We start from the raw sequence: 18,939 nt of genomic DNA on the forward strand, positions 1-18,939 counted from the left end.
GCATGAAGCAGATAGAGGCGGTCAACGACTTCGTCATCAAGTTCGCCAACGTCAACGGCTCGGGTTCGGCCTCGGCCAACGAACTGTTCGCCAAGGCCATCCTGCGCATGGGCGTGCCGGTGAGCCCGCGCAACATCTTCCCGAGCAACATCCAGGGCCTGCCGACCTGGTACGAGGTGCGGGTGACCGAGCAGGGCCATCTCGGGCGGCGTGGCGGCACCGACATGATGGTGGCGATGAACCCGCAGACCTGGGACGCCGACGTGGCCGAACTGGAGCCCGGCGGCTATCTCTTCTACGACAGCACGCGGCCGCTGCCGCCATCGAAGTTCCGCGACGACATCCGCGTCATCGGCATGCCGCTGACGGAGATCTGCAACGCGGTCTACCAGGACCCGCGCCAGCGCCAGCTGTTCAAGAACATCGTCTATGTGGGTGCGCTGGCGATCCTGCTCGGCATCGAGCCGGAAGTGGTCGAGAAGCTGTTCGGCGAGCAGTACAAGGGCAAGGAAAAATTGTTGGCCTCCAACGTGCAGGCACTGCACCTGGGCTGCGACTTCGCGAGGGAGAACCTGCGCGAGCCCGTGGGGCTGCAGGTGCGGCGCGCCGACCGGGTGGGCGACCGGATCTTTGTGGACGGCAACAGTGCCGCGGCGCTGGGCTGCGTGTATGGCGGCGCCACGGTCGCGGCCTGGTATCCGATCACGCCGTCGTCCTCGGTGGCCGAGGCCTTCCAGAAGTACTGCGCGAAATTCCGCGTGGACCCGGCCACGGGCCAGCACCGCTTCGCCATCGTGCAGGCGGAAGACGAACTGGCCTCGATCGGCATGGTGGTCGGCGCCGGCTGGAACGGCGCACGCGCCTTCACGGCGACTTCGGGGCCGGGCATTTCGCTGATGGCCGAGTTCATCGGGCTGGCCTACTTCGCCGAGATCCCGATCATGCTCATCAACGTGCAGCGCGGCGGCCCTTCCACCGGCATGCCGACGCGCACGCAGCAGGCCGACATCCTGTCCTGCGCCTATGCCTCGCACGGCGACACCAAGCACGTGCTGCTGTTCCCCGAAGACCCGCACGAATGCTTCGAGCAAGCGGCGGCGGCGCTGGACCTGGCCGACCGGCTGCAGACGCCTGTGTTCCTGATGACGGACCTGGACATCGGCATGAACCAGCGCCTGTGCAAGCCCTTCGCCTGGGACGACAGCAAGGCCTACGACCGCGGCAAGGTCATGAGCGCCGAGGAGCTCGAGGCGGGCCGCGACTTCGGCCGCTACAAGGACGTGGACGGCGACGGCATTCCGTGGCGCACGTTGCCGGGTACGCACCCGACCAAGGGCAGCTACTTCACGCGCGGCACGACGCGCGACGCCTATGCCCGGTATTCGGAGCGCGGCCCCGACTACATCTACAACATGGAGCGGCTGCTGAAGAAGTTCGCGACCGCGGCCACGCTGGTGCCGCAGCCGGTGTTGCGGCCGGCCGCCCAAAAGACCGCGCTCGGCGTGATCTATTTCGGCTCGACCAGCCCGTCGATGCATGAGGCGCTGCAGGCGCTGGAAGAGCGCGGCATCCACCTCGATGCACTGCGGCTGCGGGCCTTTCCCTTTCCGGACAGCGTGGTGCAGTTCCTGGCGCAGCACGACAAGGTGTTCGTGGTCGAGCAGAACCGCGACGCGCAGATGCGCAGCCTGCTGGTCAACGAACTGGACGCCGACCCCGCCCGGCTCGTGCGCGTGCTGCATTTCGACGGCACGCCGATCACCGCGCGCTTCATCGTGCAGGCGATCAGCTCGCACGTGCAGACGCATGCATCCGGCAGCACCGGGACGAAGGAACTTGCATGACCTATCTCGCCAAGCCCCGGCTGCGCCATCCGACGCTGACCACCAACAAGGTCGGCTACACGCGGCGCGACTACGAAGGCAAGATATCCACGCTGTGCGCCGGCTGCGGCCACGATTCGATCTCCGCCGCCATCATCGAGGCCTGCTGGGAGCTGGACATCGAACCGCATCGCGTGGCCAAGCTCTCGGGTATCGGCTGCAGCTCCAAGACGCCGGACTACTTCCTCGGTGCATCGCACGGCTTCAACACCGTCCATGGCCGCATGCCCAGCGTGCTGACCGGCGCCAACCTGGCCAACCGCGACCTGCTGTACCTGGGGGTCTCGGGCGACGGGGATTCGGCGTCCATTGGCCTGGGACAGTTCGCCCACGCCATGCGGCGCGGCGTGCGCATGGCCTACATCGTGGAGAACAACGGCGTCTACGGCCTGACCAAGGGCCAGTTCTCGGCCACCGCCGACCAGGGTTCCAGGAGCAAGAAGGGCGTCGTCAACAGCGACAGCCCGGTGGACCTTGTCGCCATGGCGCTGCAACTGGGAGCCAGCTACGTGGGGCGGGGGTTTTCGGGTAACAAGGCGCAACTTGTGCCACTCATCAAGGGCGCGATCAGCCACGGCGGGTCTGCCTTCATCGACGTGATCAGCCCCTGCGTGGCCTTCAACAACCACCCCGGCAGCACCAAGAGCTACGACTACGTGCGCGAGCACAACGAGGCGGTGAGCCGCATCGACTTCATCAGCGGGCGGGAGGAAATCACCGTCGACATGGGGGCGGGCGAAGTGGTGGACGTGCGCCAGCACGACGGCACGCTGCTGCGCCTGCGCAGCCTGCATTCCGACTACAACCCCGGCGACCGCTATGCCGCTATGGCCTACATGCAACGGCACCAGGAAATGGGCGAAGTGGTCACCGGACTGCTCTATGTCGATCCGCTGGCCACCGACCTGCACACGGCGCTCAACACCAGCGACCGGCCGCTCAACGCGCTGGGGCCGGCCCATCTGTGCCCCGGCGCCGAGGCGCTGGAGCGGCTCAACGACTCCTTGCGCTGAGCGAAAGCCGGCGGCACCATTCACGCTACTTCCGGAGGGCGCACCATGGCCGAGCGCACCGTTTTCCAATCCATCTCGCGCGCACATGTGGTCAGCCTGGGCCCGCAGGCCAGCGTGCGCGACGCTGCCTGCGTGATGACGCGGGCCAGTTGCGGCAGCGTGCTCGTCATGGAGCTGCCGGACACCCTGCTGGGCATCCTCACCGAGCGCGACCTCATGACCCGGGTGCTGGCCCGCGGACTCGATCCCGATCACACCGCGGTGCGCGAAGTCATGACGCCCAACCCGATCTGCGTGCCGCCTGAAACGCTGGTGTCCGATGCCGTGGTGCTCATGCTCGAGCGCGGCTTTCGCCACCTGCCGCTGGTGGCGGGAGCGAAGGTGCTCGGCGTGTTCTCGGTGCGCGATGCGCTGCCGCGGGAAATCGGCGCCGCAGTCAGCCTGAGCGAGTTCCGCGAGCAGGTGAACGACGCTTTGGGCTAAGCCTCGTCGCGCACCTGGAACTGGCCCATCAGCGCCTGTTGCGTTGCCGGCGGCACGGCTTCGTAGTGCGACAGCGCGATGGTGTAGCGGCCCTGGCCGCTGGTCATCGCATTCAGCCGCGACTGGTAGCTGGCCAGCTCCGCCATCGGCACCTGCCCGCGAACGACCACGCTGCCGATTCCCATGGCCGACGTGCCCGTGACCAGGCCGCGCCGCGACGACAGGTCGCTCGTGACGTCGCCCACGGAATGCTCGGATACGACGATCTCGATCTGGACGATCGGCTCCAGCACGACCGGCCTGGCCTCGCGGACTGCCGCCATGAAGGCCTTGCGGCCCGCAGTCGCGAAGGCGATGTCCTTGCTGTCGACGCTGTGGTGCTTGCCGTCGTATACCACCACCCGCACGTCGACTACCGGGTAGCCGGCGATCACACCGCCCAGCAGTACCTCGCGCACGCCTTTCTCGACCGCGGGGATGAACTGGCTCGGTATCGCGCCGCCCCTGACCTCGTCATCGAACTGGAAGCCGGCGCCGCGCGCCAGCGGTTCGATGCGCAAAAAGACTTCACCGAACTGGCCGGAGCCGCCGGTCTGCTTCTTGTGGCGGTGATGGCCCATGGCCGGTGCGGCCACCGTCTCGCGATAGGCGATGCGCGGCGGCCGCGTCCGGACCTCGAAGCGGTACACCTCGCGCAGGCGCTCGAGCACCGTGCGCAGGTGAAGCTCCCCGAGGCCGTAGAGGATCGTTTCGTTGGTGGCGGCCACGTGCTCGATGCGCAGGCAGGGGTCTTCGGCCGCGAGCTTGCCGAGGATCTCCCAGGTGCGCTGCTCGTCGCCATGGCGTGCGGGTTCCACGGCGAGTCCGTGCACCGGCACAGGAAATTCCAGCGGCGCGAGATGGACGTGGTCGTCTTCGCTCGCGTCGTGCAGCACGGCGTCGAAGTGGATCTCCTCGATCTTCGCCACCGCCACGATGTCGCCCGGCACGGCGCGCGACACCTCCACGTGGTCCTTGCCCTGCAGCATGAACAGATGGCCCACCTTGAAGGGCTTGCGGCCGTCGCCGATGTAGAGCTGGCTGTCGCTCGCGACCGTGCCCTGGTGCACGCGGAAGATGCCGAGCTTGCCGACATAAGGGTCGCCCATGACCTTGAACACATGCGCCAGCACATGCAGCGACGGATCGGGCCTGGCCTGCATCGGCTTGGCATCCGCGCCTTCGCCGACCAGGAAGTCCGGCGGGTTGGCTTCGGCGGGGTCGGGAAGCAGCCTGACGATCACGTCGAGCAGCTCGGCCACGCCCGCGCCGCTGCGCGCCGAGACGAAGCAGACCGGAATCAGGTGGCCCTCGCGCAGCGCCTGTTCGAGCGGCGCATGCAGCTCGGCCGGATCCATGTCGCCCTCTTCCAGGTAGCGCTCGACGAAGGCCGCATCGACCTCGACCACCTGCTCCACCAGCGCGCGGTGCGCTGCTTCGACGGGGCCGAAGTCGGACTGCCCGAAGCGGTTGAAGAAGCAGTCCACCACCTGCTTGCCGACCCCGTCGGGCAGGTTCAGCGGCAGGCATTCGCGGCCGAAGGTGGCCTGGATGTCGGCCAGCAGGCGCGCCAGCGAGACGCCCTGCGAGTCGATCTTGTTGACGATGATCATGCGGGCGAGGTGGCGCGAGGCCGCGTACTCCATCATGCGCACCGTCATCGGCTCGATGCCGGTGGCGGCATTGATGACCACCGCCGCCGTCTCGACCGCCTCCAGCGCCGGCAGGCTCTGGCCAAGGAAGTCGGGGCCGCCGGGCGTGTCGATGAAGTGGACGCGCGTGCCGGCATGCGTGAGGTGCATCACCGATGCGTTGAGCGAGTGCAGCATGCGGCGCTCCAGCGGGTCGTAGTCGCTGACGGTGCTGCCGCGCTCGATGCTGCCGCACGCTGCGATGGCGCCAGCCTTGTGCAGCAAGGCCTCGGCAAGGGAGCTCTTGCCGGCTGCGGCGGCACCGACGAGCGCCAGCGTTCGCACTGCTTCCATTTCGGCCGTGGGGCCGTTCGATCGGCTTGGCATGGCGTGGACTCCTTCACGTCCGCAAGGCCGGTCCGGCGGCCCGCAAGGGCTCGGGTGCTGCGCGTGGACGCCAAGCCAGCGTACGGGATTGAACGTGTCAACGCAAGCCGGTGCTGCTTGCTGGCATGTCGCGGGGACAGGAGCCCTCGCATCCTGCCCTGCGCCGAGCTTGGCGCGAACACGATCCCCAAGCAACAATGTGCGCACGGCGAAATTGCTGCGGCCGATGGCCCGGCGCCTGCTCTGCAGCCGTATCCGAGAGGACAAACTGGATGGCAAGATTCATTTTGGTGCCAGGTGGTTGGCACGGAGCCTGGGCATTCGAGGCTGTCGGCAATGCGCTGTCAGGCGAAGGCCATGAAGTCCAGGCGCTCACTCTCTCGGGGCTGGGCGACGAGCCCGCGGATGGCGCCAATCTCGACAGTCATATCGACGAGGTGGTCCAAGCGGTTCGCGGGCGCGATGCGAGTGCCGTTCTCGTCGGTCATTCGTATGGGGGAATGGTCATCACCGGCGCGGCGGACAAGGAGCCGTCGCGCATCAGGGCCATCGTTTACGCCGATGCCTATGTGCCGGACAACGGTGCATCGGTCTGGGCGCTCGCCACACCGAGCTACCGGGAGCGTTTCATAGCGGGCGCGGCTGCGGATGGATTGACTTGCGCGCCGCCGGCCCATCTCGACAGGCGATGCCGTCCCCATCCGATCGCTACCTTCCTGCAGGCGATCAAGTTGACCGGCAACTGGCGCAACGTCCGCAGCAAAGCCTTCATCGCCGCGTGTGGGTGGGAAGGAAGCCCATTCGTCGAGCTGTACGAACGCCTGCGGCTGGACCCTGAATGGGCCACGCATCGCCTCGAATGCGCACACGATGTTCCGCGGCTGGCCCCCGAAGCTCTCGCGAGGATTCTCTTGAAGTACGTATAGGAAGGCCGGGCCTAAGCCGCCTTCGGCTCCGGAAGAATCGCCGTCAACGCAAAGTCGATGAGATGAAGCCAGGTCGCTTCGAGCCCCATGATGCTGTGATGGTTCGACCCCGGAATCGTCTGCACGCTGATCGGCGTGGGCCATGCGGCGATGAGCTTTTGCGAGCGCTCGGGCACGACAACGTCATCGTGCTCCGCCAGCAGCACCTGGGTTTTCGCGGCGACCTCCTTGGAATGCTCCAGCGAGTTGAACTGGTGCCGCAGCAACAGCGACAGCGGCACGAGCGGGAACCGCTTTTTCGCAATCTCGAGCATCGAGTCGTAGGGCGTTACCAGCTGCAGGCTCTCGAAGTCCTGCAGCGCCACGAGCTGGATGGCAACGCCAGTTCCCAGGCTGCGGCCGACGACGTGCAGGCGCGCCTGCGGAAAGGCGCGGCGCAGGTGGTTGGCGAACTGGGCCGCGTCCTCCACCGAGGCAATCTCGGAAGGATGGCCCTGCGAGTCGGCCACGCCGCGGTAGTTGATCGCGGCGAAGCCGAAGCCCTTGGGCAGCCAGTGCAGCATCTGCGCGGTGGCGCGCACGTCCTCGCCGCGGCCGGCGAAATAGACGAACAGGTCCTGCAGCGTGTCTTCACCCTGGGGGTGGTAGACATACCCGCGGACCATCCCGCCCGGCACGGTGTGGGAGTAGGTGGAGAAGTCGTCCGACAGGTGGACGACGGGGAGCTTGCGGGCGTTGAACAGGATGTGCCCCTGGCGCGTCGCGAGGAGGGTCCAGTACGCCGCGATGCCGCCGATGGCGGCGGCCGAAGCCGACAGGGCGATGCGGGAGACTTTGGATGACAAGATGGGCTCTTCAGATATTCAGGGGCGCGAACGACTTGACCAGATCGTCCAGCGCCTTGATCTGCGCCAGGAACGGTTCGAGCTTGTCCAGCGGCAGCGCGCTCGGGCCGTCGCACTTGGCCTGCGCCGGGTCCGGGTGGGCTTCGAGGAAAAGGCCGGCCAGGCCGACCGCCATGCCGGCGCGCGCCAGGTCGGCCACCTGTTCGCGGCGGCCGCCCGATGCGGCGGCGCCGGCTTCGCGCTGCTGCAGCGCATGGGTCACGTCGAAGATGACGGGCAGGTTCTGTGTGACCTTCTTCATGACGCCGAAGCCCAGCATGTCGACCACGAGGTTGTCGTAGCCGAAGCAGGTGCCACGGTCGCACAGGATGAGCTTGTCGTTGCCGGCCTCCTTGAATTTCTCGACGATGTTGAGCATCTGCGACGGGCTCAGGAACTGCGGCTTCTTGATGTTGATGACGCGGCCGGTCCTGGCCAGCGCCACCACGAGGTCGGTCTGGCGCGCGAGGAAGGCGGGCAGCTGCAGCACGTCGACCACTTCGGCGACAGGCGCTGCCTGCGCGATCTCGTGCACGTCGGTCAGCACGGGAACACCGAAGCTGTCTTTCACGGCCTGCAGGATCTTCAGGCCCTCATCCAGGCCGGGGCCGCGGTAGGAGTGGATGGAGGAGCGGTTGGCCTTGTCGAAGCTGCCCTTGAAGACGTAGGGAATGCCCAGCTTCTGCGTGACGCGCACATACTCCTCGGCGGAGCGCAGTGCCAGGTCCTTCGATTCGAGAACGTTGACACCGCCGAAGAGGACGAAGGGGGCGTCGTTGCCGGCGTTGACTTGAGGGGTGATGGTGACGGTGGACAAGGTTTTCTCCTGGACGGGTGCTTCGCTGCAGGCGCCTATTGTCGTTGCGCCGGCCGGTCTTCATCTCAGCCTGCCGGCGATACCGTGATGTAGAACGGCGTCAGCGTCCCGGCCACCGGCCGCAGCAGCTTGAGCAGCAGCGGCCGCCCGTACCCTTCGCCCGCCAGCCGCTTGAGCAGGTCGGACAGCTGGGCAAGCGGTATCCCGTCGCATCCGATGAGGATGTCGCCGCTGCGCAGCCCGTCGCGCGCCGCGGCCGAGCCGGCCACCACCTCGACCACACGCACGCCGGTGGCTACGGGCCATTCGTTCTCGCGCACCCAGCGCCTGGGCAGCGCCACCGCCGCACACTGCACGCCCAGCTTGCCGCGGCGCACTGCGCCATGGCGCATCAGCTCGCCGGCCACCCAGCGCGCGGTGTCGATGGCCACCGCGAAGCTCAGGCCTTGCGCCGACGGGATCACCGCCGTGTTCACGCCGATCACCTGCGCCGCGCTGTCGAGCAGCGGGCCGCCCGAGTTGCCGGGGTTGAGGGCCACGTCGGTCTGGATCACGTCCTCGATCATCCGGCCGCCGCGTGCCGGCAGGCTGCGCCCCAGCGCACTCACGATGCCCGCGGTCACGGTGAAATCGAAGCCGAGCGGGTTGCCGACCGCCACGGCCAGCTGGCCGGGTTGCAGGGTGGCCGAGCTGCCCAGCGGCAGGAAAGCCCCCGGGTGCGACTCGATGCGCAGCACCGCGATGTCGGTCGAGGCGTCCAGCCCCACCAGGCGCGCGATGCTTTCGGTGCCGTCGGCGAACGCGGCGCGCAACTCGGTTGCGCCCTCGACCACGTGGGCGTTGGTGAGCGAAAAGCCGTCGGGCGTGAACAGGAAGCCCGAGCCGCTGCCGTGGGAGGCTGCGTTGCCGCGCTGAGCCGCCTTGCGGACCTTGATGTGCGCGACCGCCGCGCTGGCGGTGTGCGCCACCCGCGTGACGGTGGCCGAGTAGGAGTCAAGAATGAATTCGTCGCGCGCGCCCATGGAGCACCTCTTTCAGTCGCCTGGATCCCAGAGGAGGTGGCGGCGTGCCGTAGGTTTTCAACCCGGCCGTGACGGGCGCCCCCGGCACGCGCGTGCGGTGGGCGCTCAAGGCGCCTTGGGCCGCGACGACGGCTCCCACGAGTCAGGCGTGGTTGCGACCAGGGACTTGAAGTCCTTCCAGGGCCGAGCGCCCGGGATGGTGCGCCCGCCGACGATCACCGCCTTCGCGAACACCACCATGCGCTCGCGCAGGTAGGCCTGATCGGAGGCGGGCCAGGTCTCGATCGAATGGGGCCCGCGCGCCAGCACGATCTCCTTCACGCCGCGGATGCGGTTGTAGGCGGCCACCGTGCCTTCGAGCGTTTCCGCGCGGTCCCACAGGCCCTTGCCGAAGAAGGCGGCCGGCCAGCGGTCCATGCCCGCGAGCGTGGACGAGTTCGGATAGAACGCGATGTGGTGCTCGGCCGCCATGCCGCCCAGGAACAGGTTGCGATCGGCCAGGTCGGGCGAATCGCCCACGTAGCCCGCGCCGCTGGCGAACGACGACAGCAATATCGCGCCGCGGATGTTCCGCAGGCCCTTGGGCGGTGTGCAGTTGGGCTCGGGCATGTCGAAGCTGCACTGCGCCACGTAGTTGCGGGTCATGGCCCATGCAGTTGACATCGAGCCGCGCGAATAGCCGCCGAGCACCAGCGGAATTTCGCTCGACGCCATGCCCGCCAGCAGCCGGCCCGGGGTGGCGTTGCCTTCGAGCACCTCGCCCTTCGGCGTCAGGATGCGCAGGCCGCGCCCGGTGTCCAGGGCGGCGAGCGCACGGAACACGTCCTCGCCTTGCTCCAGCGTGTTGGTGTCGCTGAAGCCGCCCGACAGTCCCTCGCCGCGCCGGTCGTAGGCCAGCACGTCGAAGCCGGCCTGGTTGAGCGCGTACAGGTTCTCGCGCCACCAGCGCTGGCCCATGGTCTCGGTGGTCGCGTTGGGAAAACTGATGGGCACGGTCCTGCCGGTCTTCTCGTCGATGCGGTACGCAGCTTCGTCCGGATGCTGGACGGCCGTGAGCTGCCCGCCGCCGCCCGGCGCCATGATGGCCAGCGCGCGCACCTTCCTGCCCTTGCCGTCATCGACGCCGGCGCCTTCGATGTACCAGCCGCGCAGCTTGATGTCGCCGGTCATCTTGAGGTCGATGCGCTCGAAGGTGTCGCGCGGCGCGGTGAATTCGACGATGTAGGTGCGGGCGTCGGCCTCCGCGATGCCCTCGCGGTACGGCGCCTTGGCGAAGAAGGCGGGCCGGCGGATCTGCTTCAGGTCGACCTGGCCGTCCGGATCGATCTTGCCGGAAGGGTCGACCACGCCGGTCGAGCGCGTGGCGCGCTCCTTGTTGGGCGGCAGCCAGCGCTGCATCTGCGCGTCAATGCGCTTGAAGCAGGCCGGGTCTTCCTTGCAGGCGCGCCAGCGGGCCTTGAGCTTGTCGTCGGTGAATTCGCCGATGTGATAGTCGCCGCCCGCGTAGCCGGCGGGCGCGCGGTTGGCTGTCGTCAGCACCGGTACGCAGACCTTGGTGCCTGTGCTGTTTTTCTGGCCTTGCGGCAGCAGATAGCCGCCCATCATGGCGTTGCGGTCGGCACCGACCCAGGCGGTGCAATCGGTGGGCGGCGGCGTGCTGGCGGTGGCCTGGCGCTGGGCCTCGCTGGTTCCGGTGCACGCGCCCAGCAGGAGCGAGGCGGCGAGGGCGCATGCAGCGGCGCATCGAGGTGCAGGGCGCGTGATCGTGGCGGTCATCATCGAATCAGGTGCTCCGTGAGCGAGGAAATTGGAGGCCCGATCTTCGCTGCATCGACGCTTTGCAACGGAGGCCGGAACCGTTTCCGGATGCAAGCGCGCTCCCTGTTGCCTGTAGGAAATGTCCTGCACGGAGATGCGCTGATTTCCGCTCCCTACCGCCGCGGCACACGCGTCCAATCGCCGCCGCTTCACAAGGAGACACCAGAGATGAACTTCGAAGGCATCTATTGCTTCGACACGGCGAGCGTGCGATTTGCCTTCTACCCCGAAGGCCCTGACGGGCCGCGCGTCGTCGCGCAGATTTCAGAGGAAACCCTGCACGACGAATTCGGTGCACGCGAAATGGGAGAGGGCCTGCTGGAAACGTGCAGGCGGTACTTCCACGTCATCGAGCCCGTGGCGATCGCCCGCTACCAGGCGGGGCAGCGCGGCGCCATCACGCTCACGGTCGACGACTTCGCATTGCACGCCTGAGCCCCAAGGCTGTAAGGCGTAGCGTTCCACTCAACCGTGGCCGGCAGGCACGCGGTGCCGGATCTCGCTTTGCAGCGCCCGCTGGCCGGCCGAGAGCGCCAGCTCATAACTTTCCGCTGCGTCGTAAGCCCTGCGCAGCACGCGCGGGTGTGCTCCTGCGTCGTCGGTTTCGAGCAACTGCCAGACAAAGGCGCCCGGCAGCGGCTCCACGATGGTGAGTTCGATGGGATGTGTCATGGCTTGCAACATGGCGCAGCGAGGGGGACTTGTCTGTAGGCCGTTGGCGACGGTCGTTGCGCAACTTGCAGGCTGCCCCCCTCAGGAAAGACCTCTTCGATATCTTCCTTGTCTTGCCGGTCGCCTGCATGCGTGTCACCCCGCCTTGCGGAATGTGAGGTTGATGCGGATCGCGCCCAGCAGCGGATGCGGTTCATCCTTCAGTGGCAGCACGCCGTGGTAGCGCAGCCGGTCTTCGCCGCCCCAGACCACCACGTCGCCATGCATCAGAGGAATGCGCGCCGCCTTGTCGCCGCGCGCGTGGCCGCCGAACAGGAACACGGCAGGCATGCCGAGCGACACCGAGACGATGGGGGCGCCGTAGTCGCGCTCGTCCTTGTCCTGGTGCAGCGACAGGCGTGCGCCGGGCGCGTAGCGGTTGACAAGGCAGGCGTCGGGCGCGAAGCCGTCGAAGCCGGCTGCCGAGGCCGCCTCGCGCGCCAGCCGCGTGAATGGCTCGGGCATGGCGGGCCACGGCTTGCCGGTGTCGGGATCGGCGGCGCTGTAGCGGTAGCCGCGCCGGTCGCTGGTCCAGCCCAGCGCGCCGCAGTTGGTCAGCGCCACGGACATGGTGAAGCCGCCCGGCGTGACGAGGTGGCGGAACGGCGCGCGTTCCGCCAGCCCTTCGATGGCCGGCAGGAGCGCATCGACGAAGGGCAGGGCGAAGCCGGGCAGCACGAAGGCCCCGGGCCCGAGTCGTTCGCGCCCCTCGCGCGGCGGGTCGTCGAACAGCGCGAGGGTGGCCGGCCTGCCCGCTGCGGAATTGGTCTTTGTGTTCATGCCCCTCGATCTTTGCTGAAAAGCGGAGGCATGTGCCGGCCCCCATATTCGAGGGATGCTGTTCGAGAGTGCCGCCTTTAGTCTCCGCCTGACGAATATTTGTAGTGCTTAGGGTTTCAATTCATGGCGCTGCGTTACAAAAAGGGTAGGGTGTATTCATCATGGCCAGCGCTCGAGTCGCTCTCAGCGTTCCAGAAGGCTGGACGGGTTGGATCGAGCTCATGCGCACACCCAGCGGCACTTATGCCGGCATCTGCGAGCTGAGCCTGGGCGGCATTCCGCGCTGTGCCCTGGTGATCACCCAGCAGCTGTCGTGGGATGCGGCGGTAGAGCGGGCCACGCTGCGGGCGGATCACTTCGTCAGGCAATGGGAGCCGACGCGCGGGCACTGAACCCGGACGCGATCGGCGGTGCAGCACGTTCGACAGGCGCGTGGTAGAAACCGCGAGCTTTTCGATCCACGCTCCAACCCACCTCTGTTTTTCATGCCGAATTTCCCCTGTCGGGCTGCCGACGAACCGTGCGCCCGGTGGCTGGCGTGGCTGCTGCTCGGCATCGTTGCGCTGTGCATGGCCGGCTGCGCCGGACTGCCTGCCGACGTGCAGCGCAAACCCTCCGTGGCAATCAGCGATGGCGCGGACACCACCCTGGGCCGTCTCGTGCAGGCGGCTGCCCCGCCCGGCGAGCCGCTCAGCGGATTCAGGCTGCTGCCCATGCCACAGTTTTCGCTGCACGCGCGCATCGAGCTCGCACGCCGCGCGCAGCGCTCCATCGACGTGCAGTACTACCTCGTGCAGAACGACGAGACCGGCCGCTACCTGCTGCGTGCCCTGCGCGATGCGGCCGACCGCGGCGTGCGCGTGCGGCTGCTGGTGGACGATCTCTACACGGCTGGCGCCGACCCGCTCTTCGCCAGCTTCGCCGCGCATCCGAACGTCGAGGTGCGGTTCTTCAACCCGTTCCCCGCGGGGCGGGGCCGCTTCGGCACGCGCTGGGCCTGGTCGATACTGGACTTCGACCGCGTGCACCGCCGCATGCACAACAAGCTCTATGTGGTGGACAACGTCATCGGCGTCATGGGCGGGCGCAACATGGCCAACGAGTACTTCCTGCGCGACGGGGGCTCGAACTTCATCGACATCGACACGCTGGTGGCCGGCGCTGTGGTGCCCAGGCTGTCGTCGCTGTTCGACATGTACTGGAGCAGCCCGTACGTCTACCCCATCGAATCGCTGGTGCCCGCCACGGGCGAAACGCCGCAACAGCTGCGCGAGCGCTTCGACAAACTGACCACCGGCCCCGAGCAGCTGCACCCCGAGGAGCCCGCCTCCACCGACCTGCTGGGCAACAACCCGCTGGCCAAGGACCTGGACGCGGGAGCGCTCAAGCTGGTCTGGGCGCGCGCCGAGGCTTACGCCGACGCGCCGGCCAAGGCGCTCGCGCCGACGGACGAAGCGCGCGGCCTGCCCGCCGACGAATCGAAGGACAGCGTGCTCTACAACGTGCGCCGCTACCTGCGCGGCGCTGAGAACGAGATCGTGCAGACCACGCCCTACCTCATTCCGGGGCGCGGCGGCATGGAAACGATCCGCCTCGTGCGCGGCAATGGCGTGGCCTACAGCATCGTCACCAACTCGCTGGCGGCCACCGACGAGTCGCTGGTGCACATCGGCTACCGCCGCTACCGCGCGGAGATGCTGCGCCTGGGCGTGGAGCTGTACGAACTGAGCCCCAAGCGGGTGGAGCAGACCAGGCGCTTCGGCATGTACGGCTCGGCCAGCGGCCGGCTGCACGGCAAGTCGGCGGTGATCGACCGCAAGATCGTGTTCATCGGCTCGATGAACTTCGATCCGCGTTCGATGCTGCACAACACCGAGGTCGGCATCTTCATCTTCAGCCCGCAGATCGCCCAACAACTCACCAGCCTGATCGGCTTCATCCGGCTGGACGGCGCCTATCAACTGCAGTTGGGACCGACGGGCGCCATCGAGTGGGTGAGCCCGGCCACGGGGGACGCGGCCGACACCATCCTGCACCAGGAGCCCGAAACGGATTTCTGGTCGCGCTGGAAGCTGGAGTTGCTGGCGCCGCTGGTGCCCGAGAGCCTGCTCTAGCCGGCGAGGCCAGGGCTTCGGCATGACGCGGCCTGAAAGAAAAAAGCCCCGCGAGGGGCTTTTTTCATGGGCGGCGGGCGCCGCCTGTCATTGCTGAAGCAATCCGTTGAGATACGGCTCGGGGTTCACGGCCGTGCCGTTCTTGCGGATCTCGAAGCGCAGCTTCACGCGGTCGGCGTTGCTCTTGCCCATCTCGCCGATCTTCTCGCCCTGTCGGACCACCTGGTTCTCCTTCACCAGGATGGTCTGCAAGTGCGCGTAGGCGGTGAGGAAGGTCTCGTTGTGCTTGACGATGATCATGTTGCCGTAGGCCGGCAGCTCGCCACCCACGTACACCACGCGGCCGTCGGCCGAGGCGACGACCGGATCGCCCAGGTTGCCGGCGATGTCGATGCCCTTGGTGCGCACGCCGTCGAAGCGCGCCAGCGTCGCGCCGGTGGCGGGGCGCACGAACATCGCGGTGGGTCTTTGCACGGGGGGAGTGACCGAGGGGCCGGGCCGCGGCGCGTTGAGGTCGGTGGTGGTACAGGCCGCGAGGCTCGCGGCAACCAGGGCCAGGGCGGCGATACGGGAAACAAAAGTCTGAAGATGCATGGCGCTGTGTTGGAACGGTTTCGTTGCGGAGGGTTCCGGCGATCTGGCTCGCCGCGGCCCGCGGGGGGAGGCCACGCGGGCGATGCTAGCAAACTGCCGCGACGGCGCCCCGCGAAAGAGCAACCGGCTGTGAAGGGGCCATCGGCCCCCGGGCGCTACTTGAGCGGGATCGGTGTGCCGCGGTCGATGGGCACCGCCGTCACGCTGTTCTTGGGCGAACCGTCGATCAGCAGGTCGGAGTAGGTCAGGTAGACCAGCGTGTTGCGCTTCGGGTCGACCATGCGCACCACGCGCAGGCGCTTGAAGAGCACCGACAGCCGCTCGCTGTAGACCTCCTCGCGCTTGGGCAGCGGCTGCGTGATGCTCACGGGGCCGACCTGGCGGCAGGCGATGGAGGCCTCGGCCTTGTCCTCGGCCACGCCGAAGGCGCCGGCCAGCCCGCCGGTCTTGGCGCGCGAGACGTAGCACGTCACGCCGCTGACCTTGGGGTCGTCGTAGGCCTCGATCACGATCTTGTGGTCCGGGCCGATGAGCTTGAAGGCGGTGTCGACGTCGCCCACGGTTTCCGCCTGCGCCGTCGTGGCCAGGATGAATCCGAGGCCGATCGCGGCGCGAAGCAGGATGGAGCGAAGTGTCATGGGGCGCTGCGGGTTCAGACGATGTCGAACGTGTGGACTCGGTCGAAGCTGCCGCGGCGCCGGTCCTCGAAGTAGTGCTCGAGCGTCTCGCGCACGGTGCGAAAGGCGATCTCGTCCCAGGGAATCTCTTCTTCGGCGAAGAGCCTGGCCTCGATGGTCTCGTGGCCTGGGTCGAACCTGTCGTCGAGCAACCGGGCCCGGTAGAACATGTGCACCTGGCCCACGCGCACCACGCTGATGACGGAGAACAGGCCCTCCATCACATAGTGGGCGCCGGCCTCTTCGTCGGTCTCGCGGGCCGCGCCCTGGGCGGTGGTTTCCTCGAGCTCCATGAAGCCGGCCGGCAGCGTCCACTTGCCCCAGCGCGGTTCGATGTTGCGCTTGCACAGCAACACCTTGTCGCCCAGGACCGGGATGGTGCCCACCACGTTCAGCGGGTTCTCGTAGTGGATGGTGTGGCAGGCCGGGCAGACGGCGCGCTGCTTGGTGTCGCCGTCGTCCGGCACGCGGTAGACCACCGCGGTGCCGCAGTTCTTGCAATGCTTGATGGGTACGCGCAGGAGCATGGAACCGGCTGCCGTCTTCAGGCGATCTTGACGGTCAGCTTGGGCAGGCCCGCGACTTCGCCCACGAGCGTGTCTCCGGCCACCACCGCGGCCACGCCTTCGGGCGTGCCGGTGAAGATCAGGTCGCCGGGCTGCAGCTCCCACGCGGCCGACAGGTGCTCGATGGTCTCGGCCACGTTCCAGATCAGCTTGCCCACGTTGCTGCGCTGGCGGTCGGTACCGTTCACCTGCAGGGAGATCTCGGCTTTTTCCGCATTGCCGGCCTGCGCCACGGGCACGATCGGGCCGATGGGCGCGCTCTGCTCGAAGCTCTTGCCGATGTCCCAGGGGCGGCCCTGCTTCTTCATGTCGTTCTGCAAGTCGCGGCGCGTCATGTCGAGGCCGACGGCGTAGCCGTAGATGTGCTTGTGCGCATCGGCCGCCAGGATGTTCTTGCCACCCGTGCCGATGGCCACGACCAGCTCGATCTCGTGATGCAGGTTCTTCGTGAGCGAGGGGTAGGACATGGTGCCGGTCTGGCCCGCGTCGACCACCACCAGCGCATCGGCCGGCTTCATGAAAAAGAAGGGCGGCTCGCGGCCGGTGAAGCCCATTTCCTTGGCGTGATCTTCGTAGTTGCGGCCCACGCAGTAGATGCGGTGCACCGGGAAGCGGGCGGGCTGGCCGGCCACCGGCACCGAGACGGTGGCGGGCGGGGCGAAGACGAACTCGGAAGCCATTGCGACGTGTCCTTTTTCAGCGAAACCTAAGCGGGAGACCGGCAGTGTGCCAGAGGCGGGAGGTCCACAATAGAAGCCGGCCAGAACGGCGCGCTGAAGGGCCATGCCGCGCCCGTGACGGAGCGCTATGCTTGGGAAATCATGAAGCTGCACAACTACTTCCGTTCCTCCTCCTCGTTCCGCGTGCGCATCGCCCTCAACCTGAAGGGCCTCGATTTCGAGTACATCCCCGTGCACATCGCGCGCGGCGACCACCGCACCGGCCCTTACTCCGCCATCTCGGCCGACATGCTGGTGCCCCTGCTGGAGGACGAGGGCGAGCGCTTCTCGCAATCGATGGCGATCATCGAATACCTCGACGAAGTGCACCCCGAGCCGGCGCTGCTGCCGACCGATCCGGTGGGCCGCGCCCACGTGCGCGCACTGTCGCAGTCGATCGCCTGCGAGATCCATCCGCTCAACAACCTGCGCGTGCTCAAGTACCTCGTGAAAGAGCTGAAGCTCGACGATGCGGCCAAGAACGCCTGGTACCGCCACTGGGTGCGCGACGGCATGCTGGCCTTCGAACGCCAGCTTGCGCAGCACCCCGCCGGCATCTACTGCTGGGGCAATACACCCACCATGGCCGATTGCTGCCTGGTGCCGCAGATCTTCAACGGCCGCCGCTTCGACTGCGACTTCAGCGGCCTGCCGCGCACCATGGCCGCCTTCGAGGCCTGCATGGAGCTCGACGCCTTCCAGCGCGCGCAGCCCTCGCAGGCGCCCGACGCGGAAGCCTGAGCCCCATGAACGAGCGCTGGCTCGTCCCCGACTGGCCCGCGCCGCCGAACGTGCGGGCCGTGTGCACCACGCGCGACGGCGGGGTTTCGCTGGGGCGCTACGAGAGCCTGAACCTCGGCGACCACGTGGGCGACGAGTCCGCGCATGTGGCGGAGAACCGGAACCGCTTGCGCGCGGCCATCGGAGCGGGTCCGGTCTTCCTGCAGCAGGTGCACGGCACCGGCGTCGTCTCGCTCGACGCCGCACAGGACGCGGTGCGCGACGGCACCGTTGGTGATGCCTGCACGGCCACTGCCGGCGGCCTGGCCTGCACGATCATGGTGGCCGATTGCCTGCCCGTGCTCTTCACCGACGAAGCGGGCCACCGCGTGGCGGCCGCGCATGCCGGCTGGCGCGGGCTGGCGGGCGGTGTGCTCGAACAGACCGCCAAGGCCTTCGAGGCCGATGGCGCGGCCCGCGTCATCGCCTGGCTGGGCCCGTGCATCGGGCCCAAGGCCTTCGAGGTCGGCCCCGAGGTCAGGGCTGCCTTCGAGGCGCATGCGCCCGAAGCGGCGTCCTGCTTCAGGCCCGCGGCTGCCACCGGGAAATGGCTGGCCGACCTGCCCGCACTGGCGCGCCAGCGGCTGCACGCGGTGGGTATCGAGGCCGTCCATGGCAACGACGGCAGCGACGGCTGGTGCACCGTCGCCAATCCCTCAAGGTTCTTTTCGCACCGGCGGGACAGCGTCAGCGGCCGCTTCGCCGCCCTGGTCTGGAAGAAGGCCTGAGCCTGCGACCGGCGGCGCCGATTTCTCGGTTGCGGCACGCCGGGCGGCTTCCTGTGCCTCGGCCTCGCGTTGCCTCATCGCGCGGCGGCGGCCCGGAGTGCCCATCAGGTAAACCACCAGTGCCACCGGCACCAATCCGTACAAAAGAAATGTGAAGATGGCGCCCAGCACCGTGCCTGTGGTGTTGGTGGCCTCGGCCACCGCCATCATCAGGGCGACGTACAACCAACCGATGACGATCAGATGGATAAACACAAGTAGTTTCAGTTGGTAAGCAAGGAAGCGGCGTTGTGAGGGCCCCGTGAAATGCAGGATACTCAAAACACGCAAGCCATCCGTTTCGACTCAGGCGAGGACCAGGAGACAT

Annotated in this window: 21 protein-coding genes; 9 read left to right on the forward strand and 12 right to left on the reverse strand. The window is 67.6% G+C overall.

All coding sequences use genetic code 11. From position 1 onward, the window contains the following. Positions 1-2: 2 nt before the first annotated feature. Genes ACCD11_RS05175 through ACCD11_RS05185 form a run of 3 tightly spaced genes read left to right on the forward strand, consistent with a single transcriptional unit; the run spans position 3 to position 3,379 of the window. Positions 3-1,844, forward strand: coding sequence for a 2-oxoacid:acceptor oxidoreductase subunit alpha (locus tag ACCD11_RS05175; protein ID WP_413312803.1), 1,842 nt, complete (start codon positions 3-5; stop codon positions 1,842-1,844). Next, complete coding sequence (locus ACCD11_RS05180) at positions 1,841-2,896, forward strand: 2-oxoacid:ferredoxin oxidoreductase subunit beta (RefSeq protein ID WP_413312747.1); 1,056 nt, start codon at positions 1,841-1,843, stop codon at positions 2,894-2,896. Before ACCD11_RS05175 ends, ACCD11_RS05180 begins: the two co-directional genes overlap by 4 nt. A 45-nt stretch (positions 2,897-2,941) precedes the next feature. Beyond that, the gene (locus ACCD11_RS05185; protein ID WP_007833062.1) at positions 2,942-3,379 is read left to right on the forward strand and encodes a CBS domain-containing protein; all 438 of its coding nucleotides are present in this window, start codon (positions 2,942-2,944) and stop codon (positions 3,377-3,379) included. Here the strand turns inward: ACCD11_RS05185 and fusA are convergent. After that, the gene (gene fusA / locus ACCD11_RS05190) at positions 3,376-5,436 is read right to left on the reverse strand and encodes an elongation factor G (protein WP_413312749.1); all 2,061 of its coding nucleotides are present in this window, start codon (positions 5,434-5,436) and stop codon (positions 3,376-3,378) included. The genes ACCD11_RS05185 and fusA overlap by 4 nt on opposite strands. A 272-nt stretch (positions 5,437-5,708) precedes the next feature. Here fusA and ACCD11_RS05195 point away from each other — a divergent pair, with 272 nt between their 5' ends. Then, a complete protein-coding gene (locus ACCD11_RS05195; RefSeq protein ID WP_413312751.1) occupies positions 5,709-6,362 on the forward strand; it encodes an alpha/beta fold hydrolase in 654 nt (217 codons plus the stop codon). A gap of 11 nt (positions 6,363-6,373) precedes the next feature. Here the strand turns inward: ACCD11_RS05195 and ACCD11_RS05200 are convergent, their stop codons facing one another. From ACCD11_RS05200 to ACCD11_RS05215, 4 genes are all read right to left on the reverse strand, one after another. Continuing rightward, on the reverse strand, positions 6,374-7,207 hold the full coding sequence (locus ACCD11_RS05200) for an alpha/beta hydrolase (RefSeq protein ID WP_007833067.1): 834 nt from the start codon (positions 7,205-7,207) through the stop codon (positions 6,374-6,376). A 10-nt stretch (positions 7,208-7,217) separates the two neighbouring features. Beyond that, the gene (gene kdsA / locus ACCD11_RS05205; protein WP_007833068.1) at positions 7,218-8,063 is read right to left on the reverse strand and encodes a 3-deoxy-8-phosphooctulonate synthase; all 846 of its coding nucleotides are present in this window, start codon (positions 8,061-8,063) and stop codon (positions 7,218-7,220) included. 65 nt (positions 8,064-8,128) lie between these two features. Beyond that, positions 8,129-9,085 carry a S1C family serine protease gene (locus ACCD11_RS05210; protein ID WP_007833069.1) on the reverse strand — a complete coding sequence of 319 codons (957 nt, stop codon included), beginning with the start codon at positions 9,083-9,085 and terminating at the stop codon, positions 8,129-8,131. Positions 9,086-9,190: 105 nt separating this feature from the next. Further along, entirely contained in the window at positions 9,191-10,864 is a 1,674-nt protein-coding gene (locus ACCD11_RS05215) for an alpha/beta hydrolase family protein (protein WP_413312753.1), read from the reverse strand. Between the two features lie 207 nt (positions 10,865-11,071). Here ACCD11_RS05215 and ACCD11_RS05220 point away from each other — a divergent pair, with 207 nt between their 5' ends. Continuing rightward, positions 11,072-11,338 (forward strand): hypothetical protein, encoded by a 267-nt coding sequence (locus tag ACCD11_RS05220; protein WP_007833071.1) that lies wholly within the window; start codon positions 11,072-11,074, stop codon positions 11,336-11,338. 30 nt (positions 11,339-11,368) lie between these two features. On the opposite strand, the gene ACCD11_RS05225 is transcribed toward ACCD11_RS05220, so the two are convergent. After that, positions 11,369-11,575: a hypothetical protein gene (locus tag ACCD11_RS05225; protein ID WP_413312755.1), complete on the reverse strand. Its 207-nt coding sequence runs from the start codon at positions 11,573-11,575 to the stop codon at positions 11,369-11,371. A 135-nt stretch (positions 11,576-11,710) separates the two neighbouring features. Next, positions 11,711-12,394, reverse strand: a complete 684-nt coding sequence (alkB, locus tag ACCD11_RS05230) for a DNA oxidative demethylase AlkB (RefSeq protein ID WP_413312757.1) — start codon at positions 12,392-12,394, stop codon at positions 11,711-11,713. A 161-nt stretch (positions 12,395-12,555) separates the two neighbouring features. On the opposite strand from alkB, the gene ACCD11_RS05235 reads away from it, so the two are divergent. Beyond that, positions 12,556-12,786 (forward strand): hypothetical protein, encoded by a 231-nt coding sequence (locus ACCD11_RS05235; RefSeq protein WP_042673331.1) that lies wholly within the window; start codon positions 12,556-12,558, stop codon positions 12,784-12,786. A 93-nt stretch (positions 12,787-12,879) separates the two neighbouring features. After that, the gene (locus ACCD11_RS05240) at positions 12,880-14,508 is read left to right on the forward strand and encodes a phospholipase D family protein (protein WP_413312759.1); all 1,629 of its coding nucleotides are present in this window, start codon (positions 12,880-12,882) and stop codon (positions 14,506-14,508) included. A gap of 87 nt (positions 14,509-14,595) precedes the next feature. Here ACCD11_RS05240 and ACCD11_RS05245 read toward each other — a convergent pair whose 3' ends face one another. From ACCD11_RS05245 to ACCD11_RS05260, 4 genes are all read right to left on the reverse strand, one after another. After that, on the reverse strand, positions 14,596-15,102 hold the full coding sequence (locus ACCD11_RS05245; protein WP_007833081.1) for a murein hydrolase activator EnvC family protein: 507 nt from the start codon (positions 15,100-15,102) through the stop codon (positions 14,596-14,598). Between the two features lie 155 nt (positions 15,103-15,257). After that, positions 15,258-15,740, reverse strand: coding sequence for a CreA family protein (locus ACCD11_RS05250; RefSeq protein WP_413312761.1), 483 nt, complete (start codon positions 15,738-15,740; stop codon positions 15,258-15,260). A 14-nt stretch (positions 15,741-15,754) separates the two neighbouring features. Further along, positions 15,755-16,306, reverse strand: coding sequence for an NUDIX hydrolase (locus ACCD11_RS05255; RefSeq protein WP_007833088.1), 552 nt, complete (start codon positions 16,304-16,306; stop codon positions 15,755-15,757). A 17-nt stretch (positions 16,307-16,323) separates the two neighbouring features. After that, positions 16,324-17,025, reverse strand: a complete 702-nt coding sequence (locus ACCD11_RS05260; RefSeq protein WP_007833089.1) for a fumarylacetoacetate hydrolase family protein — start codon at positions 17,023-17,025, stop codon at positions 16,324-16,326. A gap of 141 nt (positions 17,026-17,166) precedes the next feature. Here ACCD11_RS05260 and maiA point away from each other — a divergent pair, with 141 nt between their 5' ends. Both maiA and pgeF read left to right on the forward strand, forming a co-directional pair. Beyond that, a complete protein-coding gene (gene maiA, locus ACCD11_RS05265; protein ID WP_007833091.1) occupies positions 17,167-17,805 on the forward strand; it encodes a maleylacetoacetate isomerase in 639 nt (212 codons plus the stop codon). A 5-nt stretch (positions 17,806-17,810) separates the two neighbouring features. Continuing rightward, positions 17,811-18,572 (forward strand): peptidoglycan editing factor PgeF, encoded by a 762-nt coding sequence (pgeF, locus tag ACCD11_RS05270; protein ID WP_413312764.1) that lies wholly within the window; start codon positions 17,811-17,813, stop codon positions 18,570-18,572. Here pgeF and ACCD11_RS05275 read toward each other — a convergent pair. Beyond that, entirely contained in the window at positions 18,501-18,827 is a 327-nt protein-coding gene (locus tag ACCD11_RS05275) for a hypothetical protein (protein ID WP_081502654.1), read from the reverse strand. The two genes, pgeF and ACCD11_RS05275, sit on opposite strands and share 72 nt — an antisense overlap. Between the last annotated feature and the right edge of the window lie 112 nt (positions 18,828-18,939).

It is taken from the genome of Variovorax sp. Varisp36 (assembly GCF_047304235.1).
Classification (GTDB): domain Bacteria; phylum Pseudomonadota; class Gammaproteobacteria; order Burkholderiales; family Burkholderiaceae_C; genus Variovorax.